16 protein-coding genes and 1 riboswitch are annotated in these 22,257 nt (G+C 45.6%); of the genes, 10 read left to right on the forward strand and 6 right to left on the reverse strand.

All coding sequences use genetic code 11. The features are described from left to right. Positions 1-16 precede the first annotated feature (16 nt). A complete protein-coding gene (gene gspC / locus IEY18_RS14640; RefSeq protein WP_188922161.1) occupies positions 17-934 on the reverse strand; it encodes a type II secretion system protein GspC in 918 nt (305 codons plus the stop codon). A 255-nt stretch (positions 935-1,189) separates the two neighbouring features. Here gspC and hslR point away from each other — a divergent pair, with 255 nt between their 5' ends. The 4 genes from hslR (at position 1,190) to IEY18_RS14660 (ending at position 6,404) form a co-directional block, all read left to right on the forward strand. Next, positions 1,190-1,588 (forward strand): ribosome-associated heat shock protein Hsp15, encoded by a 399-nt coding sequence (gene hslR, locus IEY18_RS14645; RefSeq protein WP_188922163.1) that lies wholly within the window; start codon positions 1,190-1,192, stop codon positions 1,586-1,588. Positions 1,589-1,604: 16 nt separating this feature from the next. Further along, on the forward strand, positions 1,605-2,468 hold the full coding sequence (hslO, locus tag IEY18_RS14650; protein WP_188922165.1) for an Hsp33 family molecular chaperone HslO: 864 nt from the start codon (positions 1,605-1,607) through the stop codon (positions 2,466-2,468). 278 nt (positions 2,469-2,746) lie between these two features. Beyond that, positions 2,747-4,303, forward strand: a complete 1,557-nt coding sequence (locus tag IEY18_RS14655; protein ID WP_188922362.1) for a phosphoenolpyruvate carboxykinase — start codon at positions 2,747-2,749, stop codon at positions 4,301-4,303. Positions 4,304-4,547: 244 nt separating this feature from the next. Continuing rightward, positions 4,548-6,404 (forward strand): M14 family metallopeptidase, encoded by a 1,857-nt coding sequence (locus IEY18_RS14660; protein ID WP_373290761.1) that lies wholly within the window; start codon positions 4,548-4,550, stop codon positions 6,402-6,404. Between the two features lie 93 nt (positions 6,405-6,497). Here the strand turns inward: IEY18_RS14660 and IEY18_RS14665 are convergent, their stop codons facing one another. Then, on the reverse strand, positions 6,498-7,268 hold the full coding sequence (locus IEY18_RS14665; protein ID WP_188922169.1) for a class I SAM-dependent methyltransferase: 771 nt from the start codon (positions 7,266-7,268) through the stop codon (positions 6,498-6,500). A 237-nt stretch (positions 7,269-7,505) separates the two neighbouring features. On the opposite strand from IEY18_RS14665, the gene IEY18_RS14670 reads away from it, so the two are divergent. After that, positions 7,506-8,204, forward strand: coding sequence for a DUF4097 family beta strand repeat-containing protein (locus tag IEY18_RS14670; protein WP_188922170.1), 699 nt, complete (start codon positions 7,506-7,508; stop codon positions 8,202-8,204). Here IEY18_RS14670 and IEY18_RS14675 read toward each other — a convergent pair. From IEY18_RS14675 to IEY18_RS14685, 3 genes are read right to left on the reverse strand one after another with little or no spacing between them, the layout of a single operon-like run. Continuing rightward, a complete protein-coding gene (locus IEY18_RS14675; protein WP_188922171.1) occupies positions 8,201-8,419 on the reverse strand; it encodes a hypothetical protein in 219 nt (72 codons plus the stop codon). The genes IEY18_RS14670 and IEY18_RS14675 overlap by 4 nt on opposite strands. A gap of 40 nt (positions 8,420-8,459) precedes the next feature. Continuing rightward, positions 8,460-8,744 (reverse strand): GIY-YIG nuclease family protein, encoded by a 285-nt coding sequence (locus tag IEY18_RS14680; RefSeq protein WP_188922172.1) that lies wholly within the window; start codon positions 8,742-8,744, stop codon positions 8,460-8,462. A 4-nt stretch (positions 8,745-8,748) separates the two neighbouring features. Then, positions 8,749-10,827, reverse strand: a complete 2,079-nt coding sequence (locus IEY18_RS14685) for a S9 family peptidase (RefSeq protein ID WP_188922173.1) — start codon at positions 10,825-10,827, stop codon at positions 8,749-8,751. A 361-nt stretch (positions 10,828-11,188) separates the two neighbouring features. Beyond that, positions 11,189-11,384: riboswitch (FMN riboswitch) on the forward strand. 160 nt (positions 11,385-11,544) lie between these two features. Here IEY18_RS14685 and ribB point away from each other — a divergent pair. Both ribB and IEY18_RS14695 read left to right on the forward strand, forming a co-directional pair. After that, positions 11,545-12,198 (forward strand): 3,4-dihydroxy-2-butanone-4-phosphate synthase, encoded by a 654-nt coding sequence (gene ribB / locus IEY18_RS14690; protein WP_188922175.1) that lies wholly within the window; start codon positions 11,545-11,547, stop codon positions 12,196-12,198. Positions 12,199-12,516: 318 nt separating this feature from the next. Further along, a complete protein-coding gene (locus IEY18_RS14695) occupies positions 12,517-15,729 on the forward strand; it encodes an EAL domain-containing protein (protein WP_188922177.1) in 3,213 nt (1,070 codons plus the stop codon). A gap of 75 nt (positions 15,730-15,804) precedes the next feature. On the opposite strand, the gene ftnA is transcribed toward IEY18_RS14695, so the two are convergent. After that, positions 15,805-16,335, reverse strand: a complete 531-nt coding sequence (gene ftnA, locus IEY18_RS14700; protein ID WP_188922179.1) for a non-heme ferritin — start codon at positions 16,333-16,335, stop codon at positions 15,805-15,807. Positions 16,336-16,689: 354 nt separating this feature from the next. Here ftnA and IEY18_RS14705 point away from each other — a divergent pair, with 354 nt between their 5' ends. The 3 genes from IEY18_RS14705 (at position 16,690) to moeA (ending at position 22,252) form a co-directional block, all read left to right on the forward strand. After that, positions 16,690-19,779 (forward strand): efflux RND transporter permease subunit, encoded by a 3,090-nt coding sequence (locus tag IEY18_RS14705; protein WP_188922181.1) that lies wholly within the window; start codon positions 16,690-16,692, stop codon positions 19,777-19,779. Continuing rightward, positions 19,776-20,900 carry an efflux RND transporter periplasmic adaptor subunit gene (locus tag IEY18_RS14710; protein ID WP_229779957.1) on the forward strand — a complete coding sequence of 375 codons (1,125 nt, stop codon included), beginning with the start codon at positions 19,776-19,778 and terminating at the stop codon, positions 20,898-20,900. The genes IEY18_RS14705 and IEY18_RS14710 overlap by 4 nt, the downstream gene beginning before the upstream one ends. A gap of 107 nt (positions 20,901-21,007) precedes the next feature. Then, complete coding sequence (gene moeA / locus IEY18_RS14715) at positions 21,008-22,252, forward strand: molybdopterin molybdotransferase MoeA (RefSeq protein ID WP_188922184.1); 1,245 nt, start codon at positions 21,008-21,010, stop codon at positions 22,250-22,252. Positions 22,253-22,257 lie beyond the last annotated feature (5 nt).

Here is a 22,257-nt window from a genome sequence, read left to right on the forward strand (position 1 = left end):
TTCCCCAATGCCAAACTTATTGCGGCAAACTAAACATAATTTCTATTAACTGTTCATCGCGCTCTACCATCAACGAAATTTCAGTTAATTCGGGTATTTGCGCCATGACTTCTAGCGCCTGCCCCATATCCGTTAAATCGTATCCATTAATCGACTTCGCCAAATCATTTCTTAAAAAGCCCGCCTGCTGAAAAAGCTTGGCGTCTTTGCCGGGGTTTAAGCGATAACCTAAAATCTGCCCCTTTCGTTTGACTGGTGAAATCGCAATAAAGTCCGTGATTTTTGTCGGGTCTGCAATCAGCTCTTCTCGAGAAGCACTCAGCTGCTCGGCTACGCGACTATTTTTGCGTTGATCAACCCGGCTCACTTTAGGCCGAGACTTTGCTTGCTGTAACTGCTGATTCGCATTGCTTTTGCTGGTGTATTTGAGGCCATCAAGCATGAGTGTTTCATAACGACCAGAATTGGTGATGATGATACGGTCCGCATAAACTTCTTTTAGCGATGCCGAAGTCCCTTTGATTTTATCGCCTAAGCTATAGGTTTCTTGACTGCCACGAGACTCAATGACTGCCAAACCATTCTGCTCGGCAGTTGAGGCAACGACGCCGGTCAGCTGAATTGACAGTGATGTTTTTGGCGCATCTGTAATTTCCACCTCTACCGGCTTAGGCTTTGGTTTATTTGCATTGCTGTCGAGGCGGCCAAAAAGTGCAAGTTGGTTCAACTCTGAAACATTTACCTGCGCGCCTTTTTGGGCAGCACTACGTGTTGGCTCCCACGCGACGGTGGACTCCGAAATGGGTATAAGCTTCCAGGTAATTCCCGCAGCAATATAAAGCACGGCGACTAACCCAACCCCAAAAGTGACCATGCTGAGCGGTTTATGTGGTAACCCTGCCAACCTAGCCAAGAACTTATCTAATAAATCCATATAATTTAGGACCCTCTTTACAGGCCTCTGTTCTGATTATTTTACTTAAAATTCCCTTTGCCCATGCTAACTCACACAGAGTAGCGCAACAAGCCCATTCATCGGCCAATATTGGCGGAAAATGGCCGATTATGCTATATTAGCCGTCCTGCTTTCGTTGTGAAGTTCGCCACCTTTTACAAAACTAGATTTGCCGCGAGTCACATTTTTGATTGCACTTGTTCAAATTAGCAACAAAGTGCCTACGGAATTCCCATGAATACTGACAAACAAAGTACAATTTGTGTCCGTTTGGACAAATGGCTTTGGGCCGCACGTTTCTATAAAACCCGTGCTATCGCCAAAGACATGATCAATGGCGGCAAGGTTCACTACAACGGTCAACGCAGTAAATGCAGCAAAATCGTTGAAATTGGAGCCAGCATAAAGTTACGCCAAGGCTTTGATGACAAAGAGGTCGTCATCAAATCACTATCCGAGCAAAGACAAAAAGCTGCAATCGCACAGTTGCTTTATGAAGAAACGCCCCAAAGTATTGCAAAACGAGAAACTTATGCCGAAGCAAGACGACTAAATATTGCCAACAATCCGGCACCCGATCAGAAGCCAGACAAAAAACAGCGCCGACAGCTAATACGAATTAAAGAATTTTAAATATTGAGAGTTATAAATGAGTAAAGATAAATTACACCGCTACCTATTTGATGAAGCTGACGTGCGCGGTGAACTTGTACAACTAGACAACAGCTATCAAGAAGTCATTCAAAACCATGACTATCCAAAGGTCTTGCAAGATATATTAGGCCAATTGATGGCAGCCACGTCATTGCTCACCGCGACCCTGAAGTTTAGTGGTGACATCAGTATTCAGTTGCAAGGCGATGGTGCCGTTTCTCTCGCGGTCATTAACGGCAATAATTTGCAGCAGTTACGAGGTGTTGCTCGCTGGAATGGCGAGTTAGCCGATGACGCAGATTTACAAGCCCTGTTTGGCAAAGGATATATGGTGATAACCCTGACTCCTGACAACGGCGAACGTTATCAAGGGGTGGTAGCATTAGATAAAGCCAACCTTGCACAGTGCTTAGAAGAATATTTTATGCAATCAGAGCAATTGCCGACCGGCATTTGGTTATTTGCTGACGGCCAACAAGCTGCCGGGATGTTATTACAGATCTTGCCAAGCGAATCAGAGCATCAGCAGGACTTTGAGCATCTGGCCCAGCTCACAGGAACCATCAAGCAGCAAGAACTATTTGAGCTTGAAGCCGAAGACGTATTGCACCGCTTATATCATCAAGAAACGGTGCGTCTGTATGAGCCTGTTGATGTAAGTTTTAAATGTACTTGCTCACGTGAGCGTAGTGCGGGTGCTATTCGCTCGGTTGCAAAAGAAGAAGTCGAAAGCATACTTGCGGAAAAAGGCAGCATAGAAATGGGCTGTGAGTACTGCAATAGCCAATATAAATTCGACTCTATAGACGTTGCAGCTATTTTCGCCGATGCTCCAAAAACAACGACTTCTCAGTCGTAAACGTTTAAAAAACAGCAGACTAAAAAAAGACACCACGTGGTGTCTTTTTTTTGTAAAAATATTTTGAGATCTAGCTCACACTTCCGCAACTGGTTAAGTTACAATCACAGCGTCAATAAAGCCCTAGCGTTATCATGGCGAAGATCTCCGCAGTATCAATCTAAGAACTGAACTGCCTTGATCACAAATATAAAAATTAAATGATCAGGATCTTAACGTTCAAGGACTTAGAACTTATTTGGCGTGAAGACCAAACCAATAACTTAACCTCGTATAGAATGGAGATATTACCTATGGCGGAAGGAGTAAACCGCGTCCATCATAATCCAACCACAGCACAACTTGTTGAATTATCACTGCTACGCGGCGAAAGTGAGCTGACAGCGAATGGTGCTTTGGTCGCAAAAACAGGTGCACGCACAGGACGTTCTCCAGGCGATCGCTTTATCGTAAAAGAAGCGAGCAGCGAAAACGATATCGAATGGGGCCCAGTAAACCGCGCATTTTCAGCCGGTGACTTTGATGCCCTATGGAAACGTGTTCAAACCTATTTAGAAAACAAAGAGACCTTTGTTTCACAACTCGAAGTTGGCGCTGACGCTGACCACTATCAGCCAATCAATGTCACCACTGAATTTGCTTGGCACCAATTATTTGCTCGCAATTTATTTATCGTTCCAGAAACCTTCAACCAAGCGAATAAACCCGTTTGGCAAATTGTGAACGCACCCGGTTTTGTATGTGACCCAGAGCGCGACGGGACCAGTTCAGATGCTGCCGTAATTCTTAACTTTGCCGAGCGCAAAATCTTACTTGCCGGTTTGAAATATGCGGGTGAGATGAAGAAATCGATGTTCTCGGTACAGAACTTCTTACTCCCTGCACAGGGCGTTTTGCCGATGCACTGCTCGGCAAACGTCGGTGAACAAGGCGATACCACTCTATTCTTCGGACTCTCTGGTACCGGCAAAACCACTCTCTCTGCTGATCCAAAGCGCTTTTTGATTGGTGATGATGAGCACGGCTGGGCACCTGGTGGCGTATTCAATATCGAGGGCGGATGTTACGCCAAGTGTATCGATTTAAGCCAAAAAAACGAGCCTGTGATTTGGGACGCGATTCGCTTTGGTACCGTGCTTGAGAACGTGACCATGGATGAGCATCGTGTGCCTGACTACAGTAACACCGACCTTACCGAAAACAGCCGTGCAGCTTATCCGCTTGAGCACATCGCTAGACGAATCGAGGCTAACTGTGGCGCAGAACCCCATGCAGTGGTGTTCCTAACCTGTGACGTCTCAGGTGTGCTACCACCAGTATCGAAGCTGACAAAAGAGCAAGCAGCGTATCACTTCTTGTCTGGCTACACGGCAAAAGTAGGATCCACTGAAGTGGGTTCAACAGAAGCAATTCAATCAACGTTCTCGACCTGCTTTGGCGCACCATTCTTCCCGCGTCCAGCAGGCGTGTACGCGGAGCTACTCATGGAGCGTATCGAGTCATTTGGCAGCCAAGTCTATCTCGTCAATACGGGTTGGACTGGCGGCCCTTACGGGATTGGTAAGCGCTTTGATATTCCAACGACACGTGCGATTGTAGACGCAATTGTGGACGGCTCACTCAAAGATGCTGAAACTCAACATTTAGAGCAACTAAACCTCCATGTGCCAGTAAACATTCCTGGTGTGGATGCAAGTTTACTTAACCCAATCAACACCTGGGAAGATAAAGCTGCTTACGACAAATACGCGAAGCAACTTGCTCAAGCCTTTAGCGATAACTTTGCGAAGTATGATGTTTCAGATGCTATCAAATCTGCAGGTCCTAAAGTGTAACGGTCAACAACCAAGTTGAACCGATTAAAATGCCAGTTGCCTTGATTGTAACTGGCATTTTTTGTTTCGACTCATGTCTAAGCGGTTCTGCAACTTGCTTTCGGCATCCAATTCATCAAAGATACTTCGCAATCTTTTGGACCAATACTTGCCGTCAACGAAGGCAATGGTTAAAGAGTCAAATCAAAACGCCTAACCCTATTACCACCCTCTAGATGGAGTCGTTATGCCCGTTCTTCGCTCAATGCTCTTTTCCCGTTCGGCACTTGGTGCCACCCTAGTCACTATTGGACTAACCTTACCTGTTTTGACCGCGACCGCCACTCCACATAGCAATGAAGTAACACAGGCTCACGGCAACAGCTATGTCAATGATACGATTTTGCCACCTCTAGAGCCTTGGCAGGGAAACAGCGAACAACTGATGGTCGATGCCAATGACCCATGGGCAACACCATTTGAACAAAGCCAAGGTTTCGCGAGTCCAAACTATGACGACACGATTGCATGGCTAGACAAACTCATTGCCACCAGCCCAATGTTAAGCAAAGTCAGTTTAGGTCTGAGTCCACAAGGACGAGATATTTGGATGATCATCGCCTCACAAGAGGGGGCAAACAGCCCTGAGACGTTGAGCCAAAACAACAAACCCACTATTTTAGTGCAAGCGGGTATTCATTCTGGCGAAATCGATGGCAAAGATGCTGGCATGATGCTGCTTCGCGATATTGTTTTTGCGAATAAACAGCACTTGCTTGCGGATGCCAATTTACTCTTCGTTCCAATCTTCAGTGTGGATGGGCACGAGCGCAGCGGTCAATACAATCGCGTCAACCAACGTGGTCCAGAAAATATGGGCTGGCGCACGACAGCGACAAACTTAAATCTAAATCGCGATTATGCAAAAGCGGATAGCCCAGAAATGCAGCATATGATCCGCGCAATCAATCGATGGAACCCAAGTCTGTATATTGACGTCCATGTCACCGATGGCATTGATTATCAATATGATCTCACCTTAGGCTACAACTTAAAGCAAGGTCTAAGCCCAGCTAGTTATGCTTGGCTAGAGCATGCATACAAGCCCGCGATATATAGTGCGCTCACAGCAGCAGGGCACATTCCTGGAGAGCTTGTCTTTGCTAAAGACAATACCGATATCAACCAAGGCTTTTCTCTGTGGAATCCGAGTCCTCGATTTTCAAACGGCTATGGTGATGCACGCCATTTACCCACTATTTTAATTGAGAACCATAGCTTAAAACCGTTTCGTCAACGGGTATTAGCGACGTATGTCATGCTAGAAAGTACGCTGGAATTAATGGGTACTCAAGCCACGACGCTCAAGTCAGCAATCACCCAAGATAGCTACCGGTACCCGAAAACCATTACGGTAAAGTGGGGCGAAGAGCAGCAGTCTTTAGGCCGCGACTTCAAAGGCATTGATTATTCGCTCGAACACAGCCCAATTAGTGGAAACAAAATTATTCGTTGGAATGGCAAACCCAAGAGCTATATCAACCTGCCGGTTCACAGCAATACCAAACCTTTAAAGCAAGTTTCTCGGCCAGAAGCATATTATATTCCTGCTCAGTGGCAGCAGGTAATTGAACGGCTCGATATACACGGGATCCGTATGCAAGTGCTGCAACAATCAACAAAGGTAAGCCTCAGCCAATATCGTATCGATGATTTTGAATTTCAAAGCAAAGATTATGAAGGCCGGCAACGCGTGAGCGTCAACACAAACCTTCACACCATGACCACGACGCTGCCTGCCGGCACCGTGAAGATCAATACCAAGCAGCCACTGGGAGATTTGGCGATAATGCTGTTGGAGCCGGAATCTAGGGATTCATTACTGCAATGGGGATTTTTCAATCCCATCTTTACGCGTACTGAATATATCGAGAATTATGCTGTAGAGCCAATGGCAGCCAAAATGCTAGCCGATGATCCTGCGCTTGCTAAAGAATTTCAACAGGCATTAGCAAATGCGTCTTTTGCCCAAGACCCAAAGGCACGCTTACGTTGGTTTTATCAACGTAGCCCTTACTATGACCAAGCCTATCTTGCCTACCCAGTTTTACGTAGTCATTAAACCGATATGAACAGCAGAAAAAGCGGCTCGTACCTCAAAGCTTTTTCTGCTGTTCATGGCCTTCACCGGTCAAGCACGTTAACGCGTAGCTAATTACTCAGGCTTTTTAGCCCGCAAAGCATAAGTCAATGGAATGGCTTGTTCTTGATGGAGCCAGGCATACCTGCCTTCAGCCACTTCAACGAGCCCTTCAAAGCAATTATATGGGCTATAGTCATATTCTTGTACGCTTTGAATATTTAAGCCTGCCTGTATTAACGCATTGATGACTTCAGAAATGGGGTGGGACCAAGTCGCTGTTGTATGTTTTTCATCATTGGCATTTTCGGTGTAGGTCACTTCTGTTTCAATGTCTGGTTCTGCGTGTGAAAAGTAGCGATAACCTTCAAACACCGCTTGAAGTGGATGAAACTCTACCATGTAGAACTCTCCCCCAGGTTTCAAGCTCGCGGCAATGACTTCAGCCCATTGTCGCAAATCAGGTAACCAACACAACGCACCATAAGATGTATACACTAGATCAAATTGTGTTTGTATGTACTGACGACATTGATACACATCACTTGCAACAAATGTGGCATCTAGTTTCGCCTTCTGCGCCAGTTCTTGTGCATAGCCTATGGCGGCAGGAGATAAATCAACACCTGTGACTTTGGCTCCGAGCCTCGCCCAAGACAAGGTATCTAATCCAAAATGGCACTGGAGGTGCAATAAGCTTTTTCCTGCAACGGCCAGCTCACGACACTCTATCTCTTGCAGTGAACTCGCCCCCTGTAAAAAGCCATCAACATCATAAAAACGAGAAGCCTTATGGATCTCAGTCCGCTTATCCCACGCTTGCTGATTCACTTGCAAATAATCCATACCATCTCCCTTCATCACAATGAATTTAGCCTAATGACGAATTACACGAATTTCTAGCTAAAAACTTAACTTAATTTGTAAAAATTACACAGGCACGTGAATCCAACAACCAGAACAACACAAAAAATCAATATAAAACAATAAGTTAAATTTTGGCATAAAATTCGCTATTCAGGAAGAATTAATCTGATACATGTTGTGATAGACACTAGACTTCGCCCTAAAAGGAATATAAGAATGAAACTTAAACTCGCTGCAGTTGCACTAACAAGCCTATTCATGGGCGGTTGTATTATTAATGTAAATGCAACAGATTCAGGCCCTCTTGAACATGAACAAAGAACCTTAACGCTCACTGCGGCTGAAGCGTCACAACTCATTGCAACAACAGAAGCTGGCAGCTTACAAATAGAAGGGCGTGATCATATTGATCAAGTCATCGTCACTGCAGATATTCACTATTATGACTTAGATGATGTTCAACTTACCCTCAAACAATCTGCCGATACAATAAAGCTAAATGCTGGTTTCGACTCAAGCTTTTCGATGGGGAATTCGCCCTACATCAATCTCACCGTACAAGTGCCGAGCCACTTAAAGCTCAATATTGATGACGGCTCAGGCTCTATTCAAGTCGTGGGCATGAATAGCGACATCACCATTGAAGATGGTTCAGGCTCTATTGAAGTTCAAGGTGGCAAAACAATCGCCATTGATGATGGCTCTGGCTCCATTCGCGTTCGCCAGGTATCTGGTGATGTCAACATTCAAGACGGCTCAGGCAGCCTAAGCGTTCACAATGCTCAAGGCCTTGTCACCATAGACGATGGTTCTGGGTCAATCGATGTTGAGCATGCTGGTGGGCTGCACATCATCGAATCTGGCTCTGGCAGCTTGAGTTTTGATCATATCTCTGGAGCCGTTAGCATCGATTAAGCACCGCGCAATCCACCAGCAAAAGGCTTCGAGCTTGTAGGGTTCTGAATCAACCTCAACTCATCTCTTCCCGACGCAGAGCTTTTCGAACCTTGCATAGAAAATGCTGGCTCGTTAAGCTTCTGCCCTTTTATCTTCAACGGTTTAATCACGCGATACATCTTAGCTTTTGTCCCAAATTTGTTGATGGGAAGCCACTGCAACATCGTTTTCACGGGATCACTTCCTTACACTTTAACAGCACCCTCAGTGGTACTAAGTCGTTTTTTGATTGTGATTTTGATGAAGATTGATCAAAGCAAGCTTACTTGAGCGAGATAATTTTTTAATCGCAATTTCCCGTTTTAAAGCTGCACTGCGATCTTCGGCAACCTCTTGGTACATCAATTTCAAGGGGCCTTTGCCTTTTAAAAACTTGGCGGCTTTCACTCCACCGCTTTCATGCTCTTTAAAGCGGCGTTCAACATCTGTGGTAACGCCTGTGTATAAATGTCCATGACAACAGCGGATGATGTACACGTACCAAGCCGAAGTCTTCATTGACCTATACCCCACATGGGTTTAAACCCAGTAAATCGATAAAGAATGCATACTCTCGTGCCGTATCCTGATATTGCTGGTAGCGACCACTTTTACCGCCATGGCCAGCATCCATATCAATGTGGAAAAGTAACTGATGATTATCAGTCTTGTATTCACGCAACTTGGCAACCCATTTTGCTGGCTCAAAGTACTGAACCTGAGAGTCATGGAACCCTGTTGTTACCAGAAGATGAGGATAGTCCTGCGCTTTCACTTGATCGTAAGGTGAATAACTCAGCATATAGTCAAAATATTGTTTGTCATTCGGATTCCCCCACTCATCATACTCATTGGTTGTTAACGGAATCGACTCATCAAGCATAGTGGTGACAATATCAACGAACGGTACGTGCGCGGCAACCGCATGATAAAGATCCGGCGCCTGATTAATCACGGCCCCCATCAGTAAACCTCCGGCACTGCCACCAGCCGCAACAACCTTATCTTGATGACCATATCCGAGCGCGACTAAGCCCTTAGTAACATCAACAAAGTCATTAAAAGTGTGCTGTTTGTTTAGCAATCGCCCAGCGTCATACCAATCTCGGCCGAGCATTTCACCACCCCGCACATGTGCAATTGCGTATATAAAGCCGCGGTCGAGCAGACTTAGAACAGATGAAGAAAAGTCCGGTTCAATGGTATAACCATAGGCACCGTACCCATATACATATAAAGGGTTGAGGCTCATTTGGTTGCTGTAATCTCGCCGATAAACAAGCGATACAGGCACTTGAACCCCATCTCGTGCAGTAATAAGCAACCGTTCAGATTGATAGCGTTCATGATTAAAGTCACCAACAACAACTTGCTGTTTTAACAAGACTCTGTGATTGGCGTGATTTAAATCATACTCATAAATGGTTTCTGGGGTAGTCATACTCGAATAATAGATGCGTAAGCGTTGGCTCGTTTGCTGAGCATTAACATCAATACCAACCACATAAGCCGCATCATCGAATTCAAGTGAGTACGAGGCTTGTCCATTAAGAGGATGCACATCAATTGAAGGGTGGCCATTATGGCGGTTTTGAATGATCAAGTGGTGCTGCAATAACAGCACATCTTCAATACGAGTCGTCGGCTCATGGGCTATCACCTCTTGCCAATTCTGTTTATCGGCAGATAAAGCGAGCGGGACTTGCATCAATCTGAAGTTATTCGCCTGCCAATTAGTTAATATATAGAGCTGTTCTCCAAGCTTATAGACGGAGTACTCATGACCAACTTCTCTTGCTAAGACTGAAATAAATTGAGTTAACGGCTGATTCGCATCCAGTAAGCTCACCTCACTGGTCACGGTACTTTCTTGTGTTAATACAAGGTGACTGCCGTCTAAGGTTTTACCAAGGGACAAATAAAAGCTCTCATCGAGCTCTTGATAAACCAAAACATCCGCTGACTGCGGTGAGCCTAAGCGGTGACGGTAGACACGATTTCCTAACAAAGTTTGCTCATCTTTGGCTATATAGAAAAGATGCAAATTATCGTTGGCCCATACTGGGGCACTATCTAAGCCTTCAAGCCGATCGCTCAGCAATGTATTGCTTTGCAGATCTTTAACATGTGCACGGTAGATGCGACGCCCGATGGTATCTTCAGCAAAAACCAACAGGGTTTCATCAGGACTAACAGCGGCACCCGCCAAGCTATAGAACTCCTGATCCGCAGCCCGCAAGTTTGTATCAAGCATACACTGCGATGGGCCATCATATGTTGCGGATCGAACCAATAATGGATATTCAGCATCCGCAATATATTTCGAACCATACCAATGCTGCTGCCACTGATAGGGGACACTCGATTCGTCTTTTTGTAATCTTGAGGTTAACTCATCGAAGAGCACCTGCTGAAGGTTGCTGCGCGGTGCGAACTCTGACTCAGTATAGGCATTCTCCGCCTGCAAGTGAGCAATCACTTCCGGATTTTGTCTTTCATCATCACGCATCCAATAATAATCATCCGTGCGTGAAACACCATGCAGCAACATATGGTGAGGTGTTTTACGGGCGACTGGGGGCTGAATATTTTTTTGACTCATGTGGGTTCCAATGAAGAAAAAGCAAGCTCGCATATTTCATTATAAGCAGTAACGATAAACCATTGCTCGCGGTTTTATCTCGCTGACCTTAAGAGAAATCCCGCTGCCAGCACCGATAAACTAAACGCTGAGTCTATGTGAGGCATTTCTCAGGGTAAAGCAAAAACCTTTAACAACAAATCATTCGACAGCGAGCCAATTGAAACAGGTAACAATGCCCCAATCCAATACCTCTACATCCAACCATTACACAAAAAATCAATTCCAAGATGTATACGTGATCGCACCGTGAAACAAAGGTCATTGCTAATGCTTGTAAAATTTCGCACCATACCCGCGCTAAGTTAAAACAATATACTTAGCAAATTCTCAGGGCGGGGTGTAATTCCCCACCGGCGGTAATCAATTTCCATTGAAAGCCCGCGAGCGCTTGGCACAAAACGCCAAGGACAGCAGATCTGGTGACGGCATTTCTTGCCTATTCCAGAGCCGACGGTAATTCACAATCAGCTTAATATTGGCTCATTGTTGATAAGTCCGGATGGAAGAGAATGTAAGATCGCAATATTGCAGTGACAATAAAGCAAGGGCTGGATAGCTCTGATGCCGATTTGATGCTGCCGCACTCTTATACCGATAGCAACCAAAGATTGGGATGCTATTGCTTTCCTGCACGCCCTGATTCTGGACAACATCCCTTTAAATATAGGAAGAACCATGAATCAGTCTTTACTTGCCCCATTTGGCGACCCCATCCAACGTGTTGAAACAGCACTCAATGCTTTGCGCATGGGCCAGGGTGTACTTGTTGTTGATGATGAAGATCGAGAAAATGAAGGCGATCTTATTTTTGCAGCAGAAACCCTTACCAATGAACAAATGGCGATGCTTATTCGAGAATGCAGTGGCATCGTTTGTTTGTGCTTACCCGATGATAAAATTAAATCTTTGCAACTACCTCCGATGGTCGAAGACAACTCAAGCCAATATGGTACCGCCTTTACCGTTAGCATTGAGGCGAAGGAAGGGGTAACTACCGGTGTTTCTGCAGCCGATCGAGTCACGACCATTAAAGCAGCGATAGCCAAGGACGCACAGCCAAGTGATTTAGCTCGGCCAGGCCATGTTTATCCTTTGCGAGCACAGCCTGGTGGTGTTTTGACACGCAGAGGCCATACAGAAGGCACGATCGATTTAATGGTGCTCGCTGGACTAACGCCAGCAGGAGTGCTTTGCGAAGTCACAAATCCTGATGGCACGATGGCTCGGCTTGATGAAATCATTAAATTTGGAAACAAATACCAAATGCCGGTACTCACCATCGAAGATATTGTTTGCTATCGAAACGCTTCACTCAGTGCAGTTAGTTAACCGATTAGTTATACCTCTCTTGGATCATAAAGCTCCCATTCTTGGGAGCTTCTTCTAACGCCTCAATACTTACAACGAGACGACTGTCGTCACATATAAACACATCCACATATGCACATTAATACATATATAACAACAACCTACGGCAACATTCATCTTAAAAGCATCAATACCAACTTTTTCAAGAAAACCAAACCATTCACGAGAACGTGAACTCAATAGCGTTTTTGTTCGCTACTGTCGAATTACCCCAATGGATATGCAACTATCAATCATTCGCAAAGACAACTTTTACAGGCTCAGGGGGGATCATTCAGCATGCAGTCTATTTTTCACCACCTGAGTCTCAGGTCAAAATTAGCACTGCTCGCATTCGCACCAATCTGCATGGTCTTATTCTTTGCAGCACTCCATCTAAAACAGCTCAGCGATGTTTATCAAGCAACAACAGAAAACAACCGCATCGTTCAAATTACCCAAAAGCTGGCTAACTTAGTTTTTGAACTACAAAAAGAACGTGGACTTAGTGCGGGCTACTACCATAGCCGTCACACCAAGAGTTTAGAAAAGCTACAACAGCAAAGAGCCGCGACCAACCATCACCTGAGTGCGTTGCAAAAAAATGAAAACCTAGCCCTACTCAATACCATTCAAACCATCGCACCACACAAAGAAGAAGGCGTAACAAAAGCGAGTTCACCAAACCTCGCCGATTATCACAATTATATTGAGGGGCTTCGTTTAGGCGTTGACGACCAATCTGTCGATAGTTTTTTTAATGTCTACTCTAATCTGAATCAACAGCTGATTAATTTGATCAGTCAGTTGCAACTGAAAACCCACGATGTTGAACAACAACGTGCATTTGTCGACTTAGTGAATATTCTCCGGGTCCAAGAACTTGCAGGAATTGAACGCGGCAGACTAAACCAAATATTATCTCGCATTGAATTTGACATGCATGAGTACCATCAAATTCAAATCAGTATTGTGCAGCAGGAAAGTGCAATACAGACCGCGCTGAACACACCGATCGCACAGAACCGCCAGTTTATTCAAGATGTCACGGATAGCACTGCTAACCAGCAAATAGAAAAGATACGTGCTCGCTTGAATACGGATATGGATGTCATGGCTATCGCCCATGATATTAGCTCTGTGATTAGCTATAGCGGGTTTATCGAGTTGGATCCAATAACCGCTAGAAATCTTCACCCTCAACGCCAAACAGAATTCAATAACCTCAAAGAAAGCGTCTACAACAAAATCATACAGCTGAGTCGCCTGCCCAATATTACGGACACCCAACGCACCACCGCCCTCGCGTTACAACAAGCGGCCACAACCTATTTTGGCAGCTCAGCTTCGAGCGCTATTTACGAGCGGAGCAAAGCCAAGCAAGCCATGAAGCAAGCGCTCAATGATCTGCAACATCCTCCTTCTCCAATTACAAGTGAATTATGGTGGGATCTCGCGAGCCAACGTATCGCGTCATTGCATAAGTTAGTCATATCAATTACCAATCAAATTACCCAAGAAAGTAAGAAGTCCCACGACAATGCAGGGTTTACCTTGCTCCTTTATCTCATCACTTTGATGGTCGCAATTATTCTTTACATCAAAGTGAACCATAACTTGAGCTCGAGCCTAATGGACAAGATTGCAGCCATCGCAAAGCAAATGAAGCATATGGCTGAAAACCCGAAAGTCGAGCTTGAGGTGAATGCAGAAGGAATCGATGAAGTCGCGCAAATGGCCAACTCACTCAATGCCATGTTACGAGAGCGAAAAAAAGCAACGGCTGAACTCAGCTTGGCTGGTGCGGTATTCGAACACTCTTCTGAAGCAATTATCGTCACCAACGCTCACAACAAAATCGAACTCATCAACCCCGCATTTACACAAGTGACGGGCTACCATATTGACGATATTCGCGGACATGATCCGTCGATAATGAGCTCAGGCCGCCATCAACAAGACTTTTATGAAAAGATGTGGAATTCGCTACTGACCAATGACCGCTGGGACGGTGAGATTTGGAACAGAAGAAAAAATGGTGACACTTACCCAGAATACCTAGCGATTACCGTTGTTCGAAACGACAAAAACGAAATTGTGCAGCATATTGGTTTATTTATCGATATTAGTAATCGCAAGCAGTATGAGCGGGATATTTGGTATCAACGTAATTTTGATACCTTGACAACATTGCCCAATCGAACCCTATGTTTAGAACGTTTAACTCACGAAATTAACCAAGCCAAAGAACAAGATGCAGAGTTTGCCGTACTCATGCTTGACTTGGACCACTTTAAATACATCAATGATATTCAAGGTCACCCAACCGGTGACGCATTACTATCATTAGTATCCAGCCGACTATTAATCGAAATGCCCAACCAAGGTTTTGTGGCTCGAATTGGTGGCGATGAATTCTTAATTGTACTCCCGCAATTTATTAATGAATTTGAAGTGGAGCAGCTGTGTATCAGTATTCTCCGCGGGTTAGAAAAACCTTTCAACGTCAACGACCAAGATGACAAAGATGTCGAGATTACCGGTAGCATTGGCGTCGGATTCTATCCAGCCGATGGGGATGATATTGATTCACTGCTAAAAAATACCGAAACCGCGATGTATCAAGCCAAGCAAGAAGGTCGAAACAGGTTTAAGTGCTTTACTCCAGCAATGGATACCGTCATGCGTGAACGTATCGAATTAGAAGAACGTCTTCGCAAAGCGGTCGTAAGAAATGAGTTTTTCTTACATTATCAACCCATTGTAGACATGAGTAATAGCAAGGTCACCGGGGTTGAGGCGTTAATCCGCTGGCAAGATCCAACACACGGCTTAATGGCTCCGGATCGATTTATTCAAGTCGCTGAGGAAATCGGCCTCATCATTCCTATTGGTAACTGGGTCATAGAACAGGCATTGAAAGATCTCGCCGAGTGGCGGAATGCGGGAATAGATATCAAGATGTCCATCAATATGTCGGGTAGACAGTGCCAACAAAAACAGGGGCGCAAATTTGTTGAGCATCTTTCGAATCAGCTCGGTTATTACCAAATTCCTGCACAATCGGTGAATATTGAAATTACCGAAAGCATGCTGATGCAAGACACTGATGAATGTATGAATACACTCAACTGTATTCGCGGCATGGGCTGCGAGGTCTATATTGATGACTTTGGCACAGGTTACTCGTCGCTAAGCTATCTGAAGAACTTCCCAATTTCAGCCATTAAGATTGATCGAAGCTTTGTGGATAGCGCCCTAAAAAGCCAGTCTGACGCCAACCTCATTAAAGCAATTGTGATGATGGGGCAGAGCTTGAAAATGGATCTGGTGGCAGAAGGTATCGAAACAGAAGCCCAGTGGCTCTTAATGAAAGCAATGGGCTGTAATTATGGTCAAGGCTATTATATGTCTAAGCCTATCTGCGCGACTGAACTCAAGGCCTTTATTCAATCCCAGACAAGCCAACAACCGCCCTCGAATAAGACTGTAAAGTACACACACGATATCTAAGTACAACGGATTGAGCCGTGTGCCCCCATAAAAAATGCGACCCGAAGGTCGCCATTTTAATGCGCAATCAATCCGTTAAACAGCTTGCTGAGGATTCATTATGCTATCGCCACCTTCAACAGCAAGATCTTTGAGCTCTCGATCAATTAAATAGAGCGCTTGGCCATCTTCGCCAATCATTCGGATCTTGTCGACAATTGAGCCAAACAGCTTCTCTTCTTCATGCTGTTCGGCAACATACCATTGAAGAAAATTAAACGTAGAATAATCCTGATTCGTAAATGCAGCATGAGCCAATGCGTTAATTTTACTGGTAATCAGTTGCTCATGCTCAAAGGTGTATTCAAATAAAGAAAGCAGAGATTCAAATTCAGACTCTGGCGCTTCAATCGAACCCAGTAACGGCAGCCCGCCCGTTTCACTGACATAAGTAAATAGACGGCGCATGTGTTCCATTTCTTCGTCAGCGTGTTCACGCATAAACTTTGCGGCACCTTCGTAGCCTTTATTCTCGCACCACGCACTCATTTGCAGATAGAGGTTTGAAGAGAAAAACTCCATATTGATCTGTTCATTTAATTTATCGACCATCGACTGCGTTAACATACTGGCTTCCTTTTAATATAAATACTTTCACTATTGTCTTGAAGCGCACCAGCAAATGCAACTGCTAGTTTTCGCTTTCATCACGCAAGTTAAATATCTTCATACCTTAAACTAACCGCACACGGCAATGTCGGCGTTTAACCAAACCCGCCATAAGACTGTTACATTTGCTAACTATTTGAGACAGATTTTACCGTACGAGAGGATTATTATTTGTTGGCGTCAATCCCGTCGTCCACGTGATAAATAAACTGACCACGACGAATAACCAATGGCGCAAAGGGATGGCGTCCCCGCATTTCATCGCAGTGCCATCCACGCTTCAACCGAAAACAATAATAATTGGAAGCCAACATGGATCTTACCCAAGCCAGCACTCGAAACCCCGCAGGAACACTTGTCGCCCTGCTATTAATTTGTGTCTTTGGCGCTCTCGCAATTTTAGAGCTTCCGATCCAATTACTTCCTGATATTCAAAGACCTCAAATTACCATTTTCAATAACTGGCGCAGTGCTGCACCTCAGGAAATGGAATCCAACATTATCGAGCCCCAAGAAAACGTACTTCGCCAAGTTCCTGGGGTCGTTGAAATGACCTCTCGGATCTCCCAAGGTTCCGGTGGTGTCACGTTAACATTTGAGGTCGGTAGCAACATGCAAACTGCGATGATTGATGTGATTAATGCACTGAATCAGACACCACCCCGCCCACTTGACGCCAACGAGCCCTTTATCAATGTAGGAGGGGGAAGAGGAACACCAAACTTAGCATCCATCTTAATCCGCATGGCACCTGACAACCCTGCAACCGATTTCAGTCAATACCAAAAACTCATTGATGACGTGATAGAGCCACGGCTACGGCAAATCACTGGCGTCGGCTCCGTTAACCTGCAAAGTCGCCGGCCGAAAGAACTACATATTGAATTTGATCCTTATCGCGCTGCAGCCCTTGGGATTACGCTTGATCAACTACGCAGTACTTTATCTCGCGCTGCCGATATATCCGGTGGCACTGCAAATGTAGGTCGACGCCAATACACCGTCAGGTTCATCGGTCAATACACCCCAGAAAACCTCGGTCAATTAATCGTCACCTACAATGAGGGCAGACCGGTTTATTTAAATGAGCTGGCGGATGTATCGATAGGCAGCCGTGACTTTCAAGGATTTACTAAACGTAATGGCTACACCGCATACTACTTAACCGTGGAAGGTACATTTGATGCCAATACCGTCACGGTTTTAGACGGCATAAATCAAGCCATAACTGAACTCAACACACAAAATCTAGCCGAACATGGCTTGATTATGGAGCTCTCTTTTGATGCCTCGATTCACATCAAACGTGCCATTTTATTGGTGAAAGGCAATCTCGCCATTGGGGTAATTCTAGCGCTTGTTGTCCTCTTTGCTTTTCTCCGAAGTGCACCAGCAACATTGATGATTGCATCGACAATTCCCGTCGCTCTGTTAATCGCCATCATGGCACTAGAAGCCATGGGCCGATCTTTAAATGTAATTTCTCTTGCAGGACTCGCATTTGCCGTTGGCTTAGTGCTCGACGCGGCGATTATTGTACAAGAGAACATTGTCAGACTAGTGCAACAAGGTAAATCCCTAAGCAAAGCAGTCTTGCAAGGCGCAGCTCAGGTCAAAGGCGCGCTTTTGGCATCCACGGCGACCACTGTGGCCATTTTCTTGCCAGTACTCTTTATGCCAGGCGTCGAAGGCCAGTTGTTCTCGGATCTTGCCCTCACGCTCTCAGTGGCTGTAGTTTCCTCGTTTTTAAGTGCCATCACCCTAATCCCAGTGTTTAGCCTACTGTGGCTTAAATTGCCGGAACAGAAAAGCACACAAACGCTGTGGCTCAAACTGACACATTTGGTGAAACGCTTAACTGCAACTCGCCAACTAGCGGCAGTTTGGGTGCTTATTTTGGTATTAGGCAGTGGCATACTAACCCTGCTCCTGATGCCTCGACCCGACTTTCTTCCCCAAGCACGCTCCGATGGCATTTTCGCTTTTTTCTCCCTACCACCGGGAGCCAATATTCAAACGTTAGAAAAAGAGATCGGTCAGACCATTATTCAGCGTTTGAAACCCTATTATGAAAAGGAGCAGCAACCGTTCATTAAAGGGTACAACTTCTCCATGTATGCCGCGTTCAATGTGCTCTTTATCTACCCAGAGGACCCGACCCAAGCCGATGAAATGATCCGCTTACTGAATGAAGAAATATTGATTGGCTTACCCGATACACAAGCCTTTACCAATCGCGGTTCATTACTACAATTTGGTTTTAATGGTGGGCGTGCCATCAATATCGATTTACAAGGCCCAGATATGGAGGCGCTCATGGCAAGTGCCGCCAAGGGCATGAGCCTGATCAATACAGCCCTACCGGGAGCTGTCGTTCGGCCAATTCCGGGACTTTCGATGGCACAGCCTGAATTACAGTTTGTCCCCAATGAACGTCGACTCGCCCAAGCCGGTGTTGACCGCATTCAAATCGCAAATGCAATCCGCGCCTATACTTCAGGCTTATTTGTTGGCGAATATTTTGATGGCAATGAGCGTATGGACATTTTACTCAGAGGCCCGAAATGGCAAGTGCCAGAGCAGCTCGCAGCGACCCCGGTTTACACCGCAGCAGCCGGCATTCAAACCATCGGTGAGTTAGCGAGTATTCACCGTACCGTTGGCCCAACTCAGCTCCAACGAGTCAACGGCAAACGCAGTGTAAGCCTACTTATTTTCCCGCCTGCTGATATGTCCTTAGATGAGGCATTAGAAACCATTAAATCCAAGGCTCTCACAGAACTAAAAGCGAGCTTGCCAGAAAATAGCGCCATTCAGTTCCGCGGCAGTGCCGATAAACTTGATCAAACCATTAAAGACATGGGAATGAACTTCCTATTAGCAGTGGTTATTTTATTTCTGTTAATGGCAGCCATGTTTAAATCGGCAACCGATAGTGCGCTGGTTCTACTATCCATGCCTTTGGCCATATGCGGTGGCGTGGTCAGCTTGAGGGTGCTCAATCTATTTAGCTTTCAAAGCCTCGACTTGTTAACCATGATTGGTTTTATTATTTTACTCGGGCTTGTTGTAAACAATGCTATTTTGCTGGTTGACCAAACCCGCCAAGGCGCTCGCGATGGCCTCGATATCGATGCCGCAATCTATCAGGCGGTGCAAACCCGAGCTCGCCCGGTATATATGAGCACATTAACCAGTATCTTTGGCATGTTGCCACTCATGCTTGTTCCCGGTGTCGGAAGTGAAATTTATCGAGGCCTAGCCGCAGTAATTGTCGGCGGCATGAGCTTTAGTGCTCTGTTTACACTTATATTGATGCCCAGTTTATTGCGTTTAACAGCCACAAGTGCAGCGGCTGTTCATTTATCATCAGCCAAGCACAACCAAGGACTAACCGAATGAAAACCATGAAGCAATTGTCAAAGACAACCCAACGTCTGTTTATGGTTATTTGTCTCAGTTGTACCGGTCATGCAACCGCAATTGCTGCCGATTCACCAACCGAGCCAGCCCATTTGGTCAGTACAGCGCAAGCGGAGAAGCGAGCCATTTCGCCTATCATGATGGTTATTGGTTCTGTACATTCACGCCAAAACGCCAAACTTACCGCTGGCGTTGAAGGCCGGCTCACTTGGGTACAAGAGGCAGGTGTTCATGTACAAGCGGGGGATGTGGTTGCCAAACTTGAACAGAACCGGCTGAAATTAGAACAGGCACAGCAGCTAGCACTGATTGAACGTGAACAAGTAACTCTCAAAGGCATAAGCCGTGAAGCAGAGCGGCTTAAACAATTAATCGGCAGTAATCACGCATCACAAACCGAGCTAGATAAGGCACAAACCAGCGAAGACATGGCTCAGTCGAACCTGAAGCTTGCAAAAATTAAACTGGCAATGATCATGGATGATATCGAGCGCACCGAAATAAAGGCGCCATTTAGCGGCATTATTACGGCGAGATATCATCAAATTGGCGAAGACATTAGTCGCTCCAATGCCATAGTTTCTATTACCGATCCTGAAAACCTTGAGCTACGTGTCCACGCACCTCTCAAGCATAGCAAGCAAGTTCGTGTGGGTGATAAGTTGCGTATTTACCATGCTGGAGGAGAATTTGAAGCCTCGATTCGTAGCTTAATCCCAGTTTCCGCAGTACGCTCACAGACTTTTGAAGCACGCGTAGATATTCCACTTGAAATCCAAGATGCATTTAGCGTGGGAGAGTTGGTATCTTTAGCACTACCAATTGCCCAGAAACAAGCCACAATTTTAGTCCCCAGAGATGCCATTGTACTACGCTCCAGTGGCGCACATCTGTTCAAGATTAATAGCGAAAACAAAGCCGTCAAGGTCGATATTACGCTGGGAGACGGTGTTGGCGAATGGATCGCTGTTCAGGGAGATGTTACCGAACATGATTCTGTCGTCGTTCGCGGTGCTGAAACTCTCAAAGCAGGCCAACAAGTTACCCACCAAACGCCATCAACCTCTACGGATTCGCCCACACAGGTGTCTGCAAGTTAGGCATTGGTATTATTTTCATTAAACTCAAACGAAGATCATAGCCTTCGATTAAGCCCGTGGCATAATAGCTGACAAAAATAGCCTGTGATAAGTAACAAGGACAGCGAATGCCAACAAATACCGACCCGTGCGCCAAACCCAGTTTAATGCATCCAGATGACGCCATTGTTGCATTACTCAAACAAGTCTCACCGACAGACCAAACAGAGATAGTCCAACTTTCTGATGCATTGGGGCGAGTACTCGCAGAAGATCTGGCTTCTAGTATCGATCTTCCACCATTCAATAACTCTGCAATGGATGGTTATGCATATCGTTTTGCCGATTTACAGCAGCACCCACAGCTCACTTTGATAGGGGAATCTTTTGCTGGGCATCCTTTTGATGGTGAATTTAGAGCAGGAAGCTGCGTACGCATTATGACCGGCGCACCGATCCCTGCTGGCTATGACACTGTCCAAATGCAAGAAAAAGTCGAGCTTCAACTCGATCAAGTCACCATTCAAGATGCCAAGAAGCAAGGTGAGAATGTTCGAAACCAAGGTGAAGAAGTCAAACGCGGCACAAAGGTTTTAAAGGCTGGGACACATATTGGAGCAGCAGAGCTCGGCGTACTGGCCACCATAGGGACCAGCCAGCTACGCGTATATAGCAAAATCCGCGTTGCCTTTTTCTCAACTGGCGATGAATTGCGCCCAGTTGGAACAGAGCTTGCTCCAGGTCAAATCTATGACTCTAACCGCTATAGCATCAAAGGCTTGCTCATCAATTCCAACGTCGAGTGGATCGATTTAGGTGTGATTGAAGATGATCCTGAAGCAATTCGTCAGGCTTTTAGAAATGCAGCCGCAACCGCAGATATGGTCATTACATCAGGTGGCGTGTCAGTCGGGGATGCAGACTACACCAAACAAGTCCTTCAGGAAGAAGGTGAGATTACTTTCTGGAAGCTCGCAATTAAGCCCGGTAAGCCTTTCGCGTTCGGGCAGCTCGGTAACGCAGTGTTTTGTGGCCTGCCAGGCAACCCCGTTTCTTCGATGGTTACCTACTACAAGTTGGTTCTGCCACTTATCCAGAAAATGCAGGGACTTCCGCCTGCTGAGCCGTTACAGCTCAACGCCACGCTAACCAGCGATATTCGTAAGTTGGCTGGTCGGGTTGAATATCAGCGCGGCATTTATCATCGAACTGCTGATGGTTCGATTGAAGTCAGTATTACCGGGAGTCAAGGCTCAGGCATGCTCACTTCCATGAGTGTAGCGAACTGTTTTATTGTGTTGCCACAGGAGCAAGCCAATGCTGCAGCAGGATCTCAAGTCGTCATAGAGCCCTTTGATAAGGTGCTGTGTTAATCATG

The sequence above is a fragment of the Shewanella gelidii genome (assembly GCF_014647855.1).
Lineage (GTDB): Bacteria > Pseudomonadota > Gammaproteobacteria > Enterobacterales > Shewanellaceae > Shewanella > Shewanella gelidii.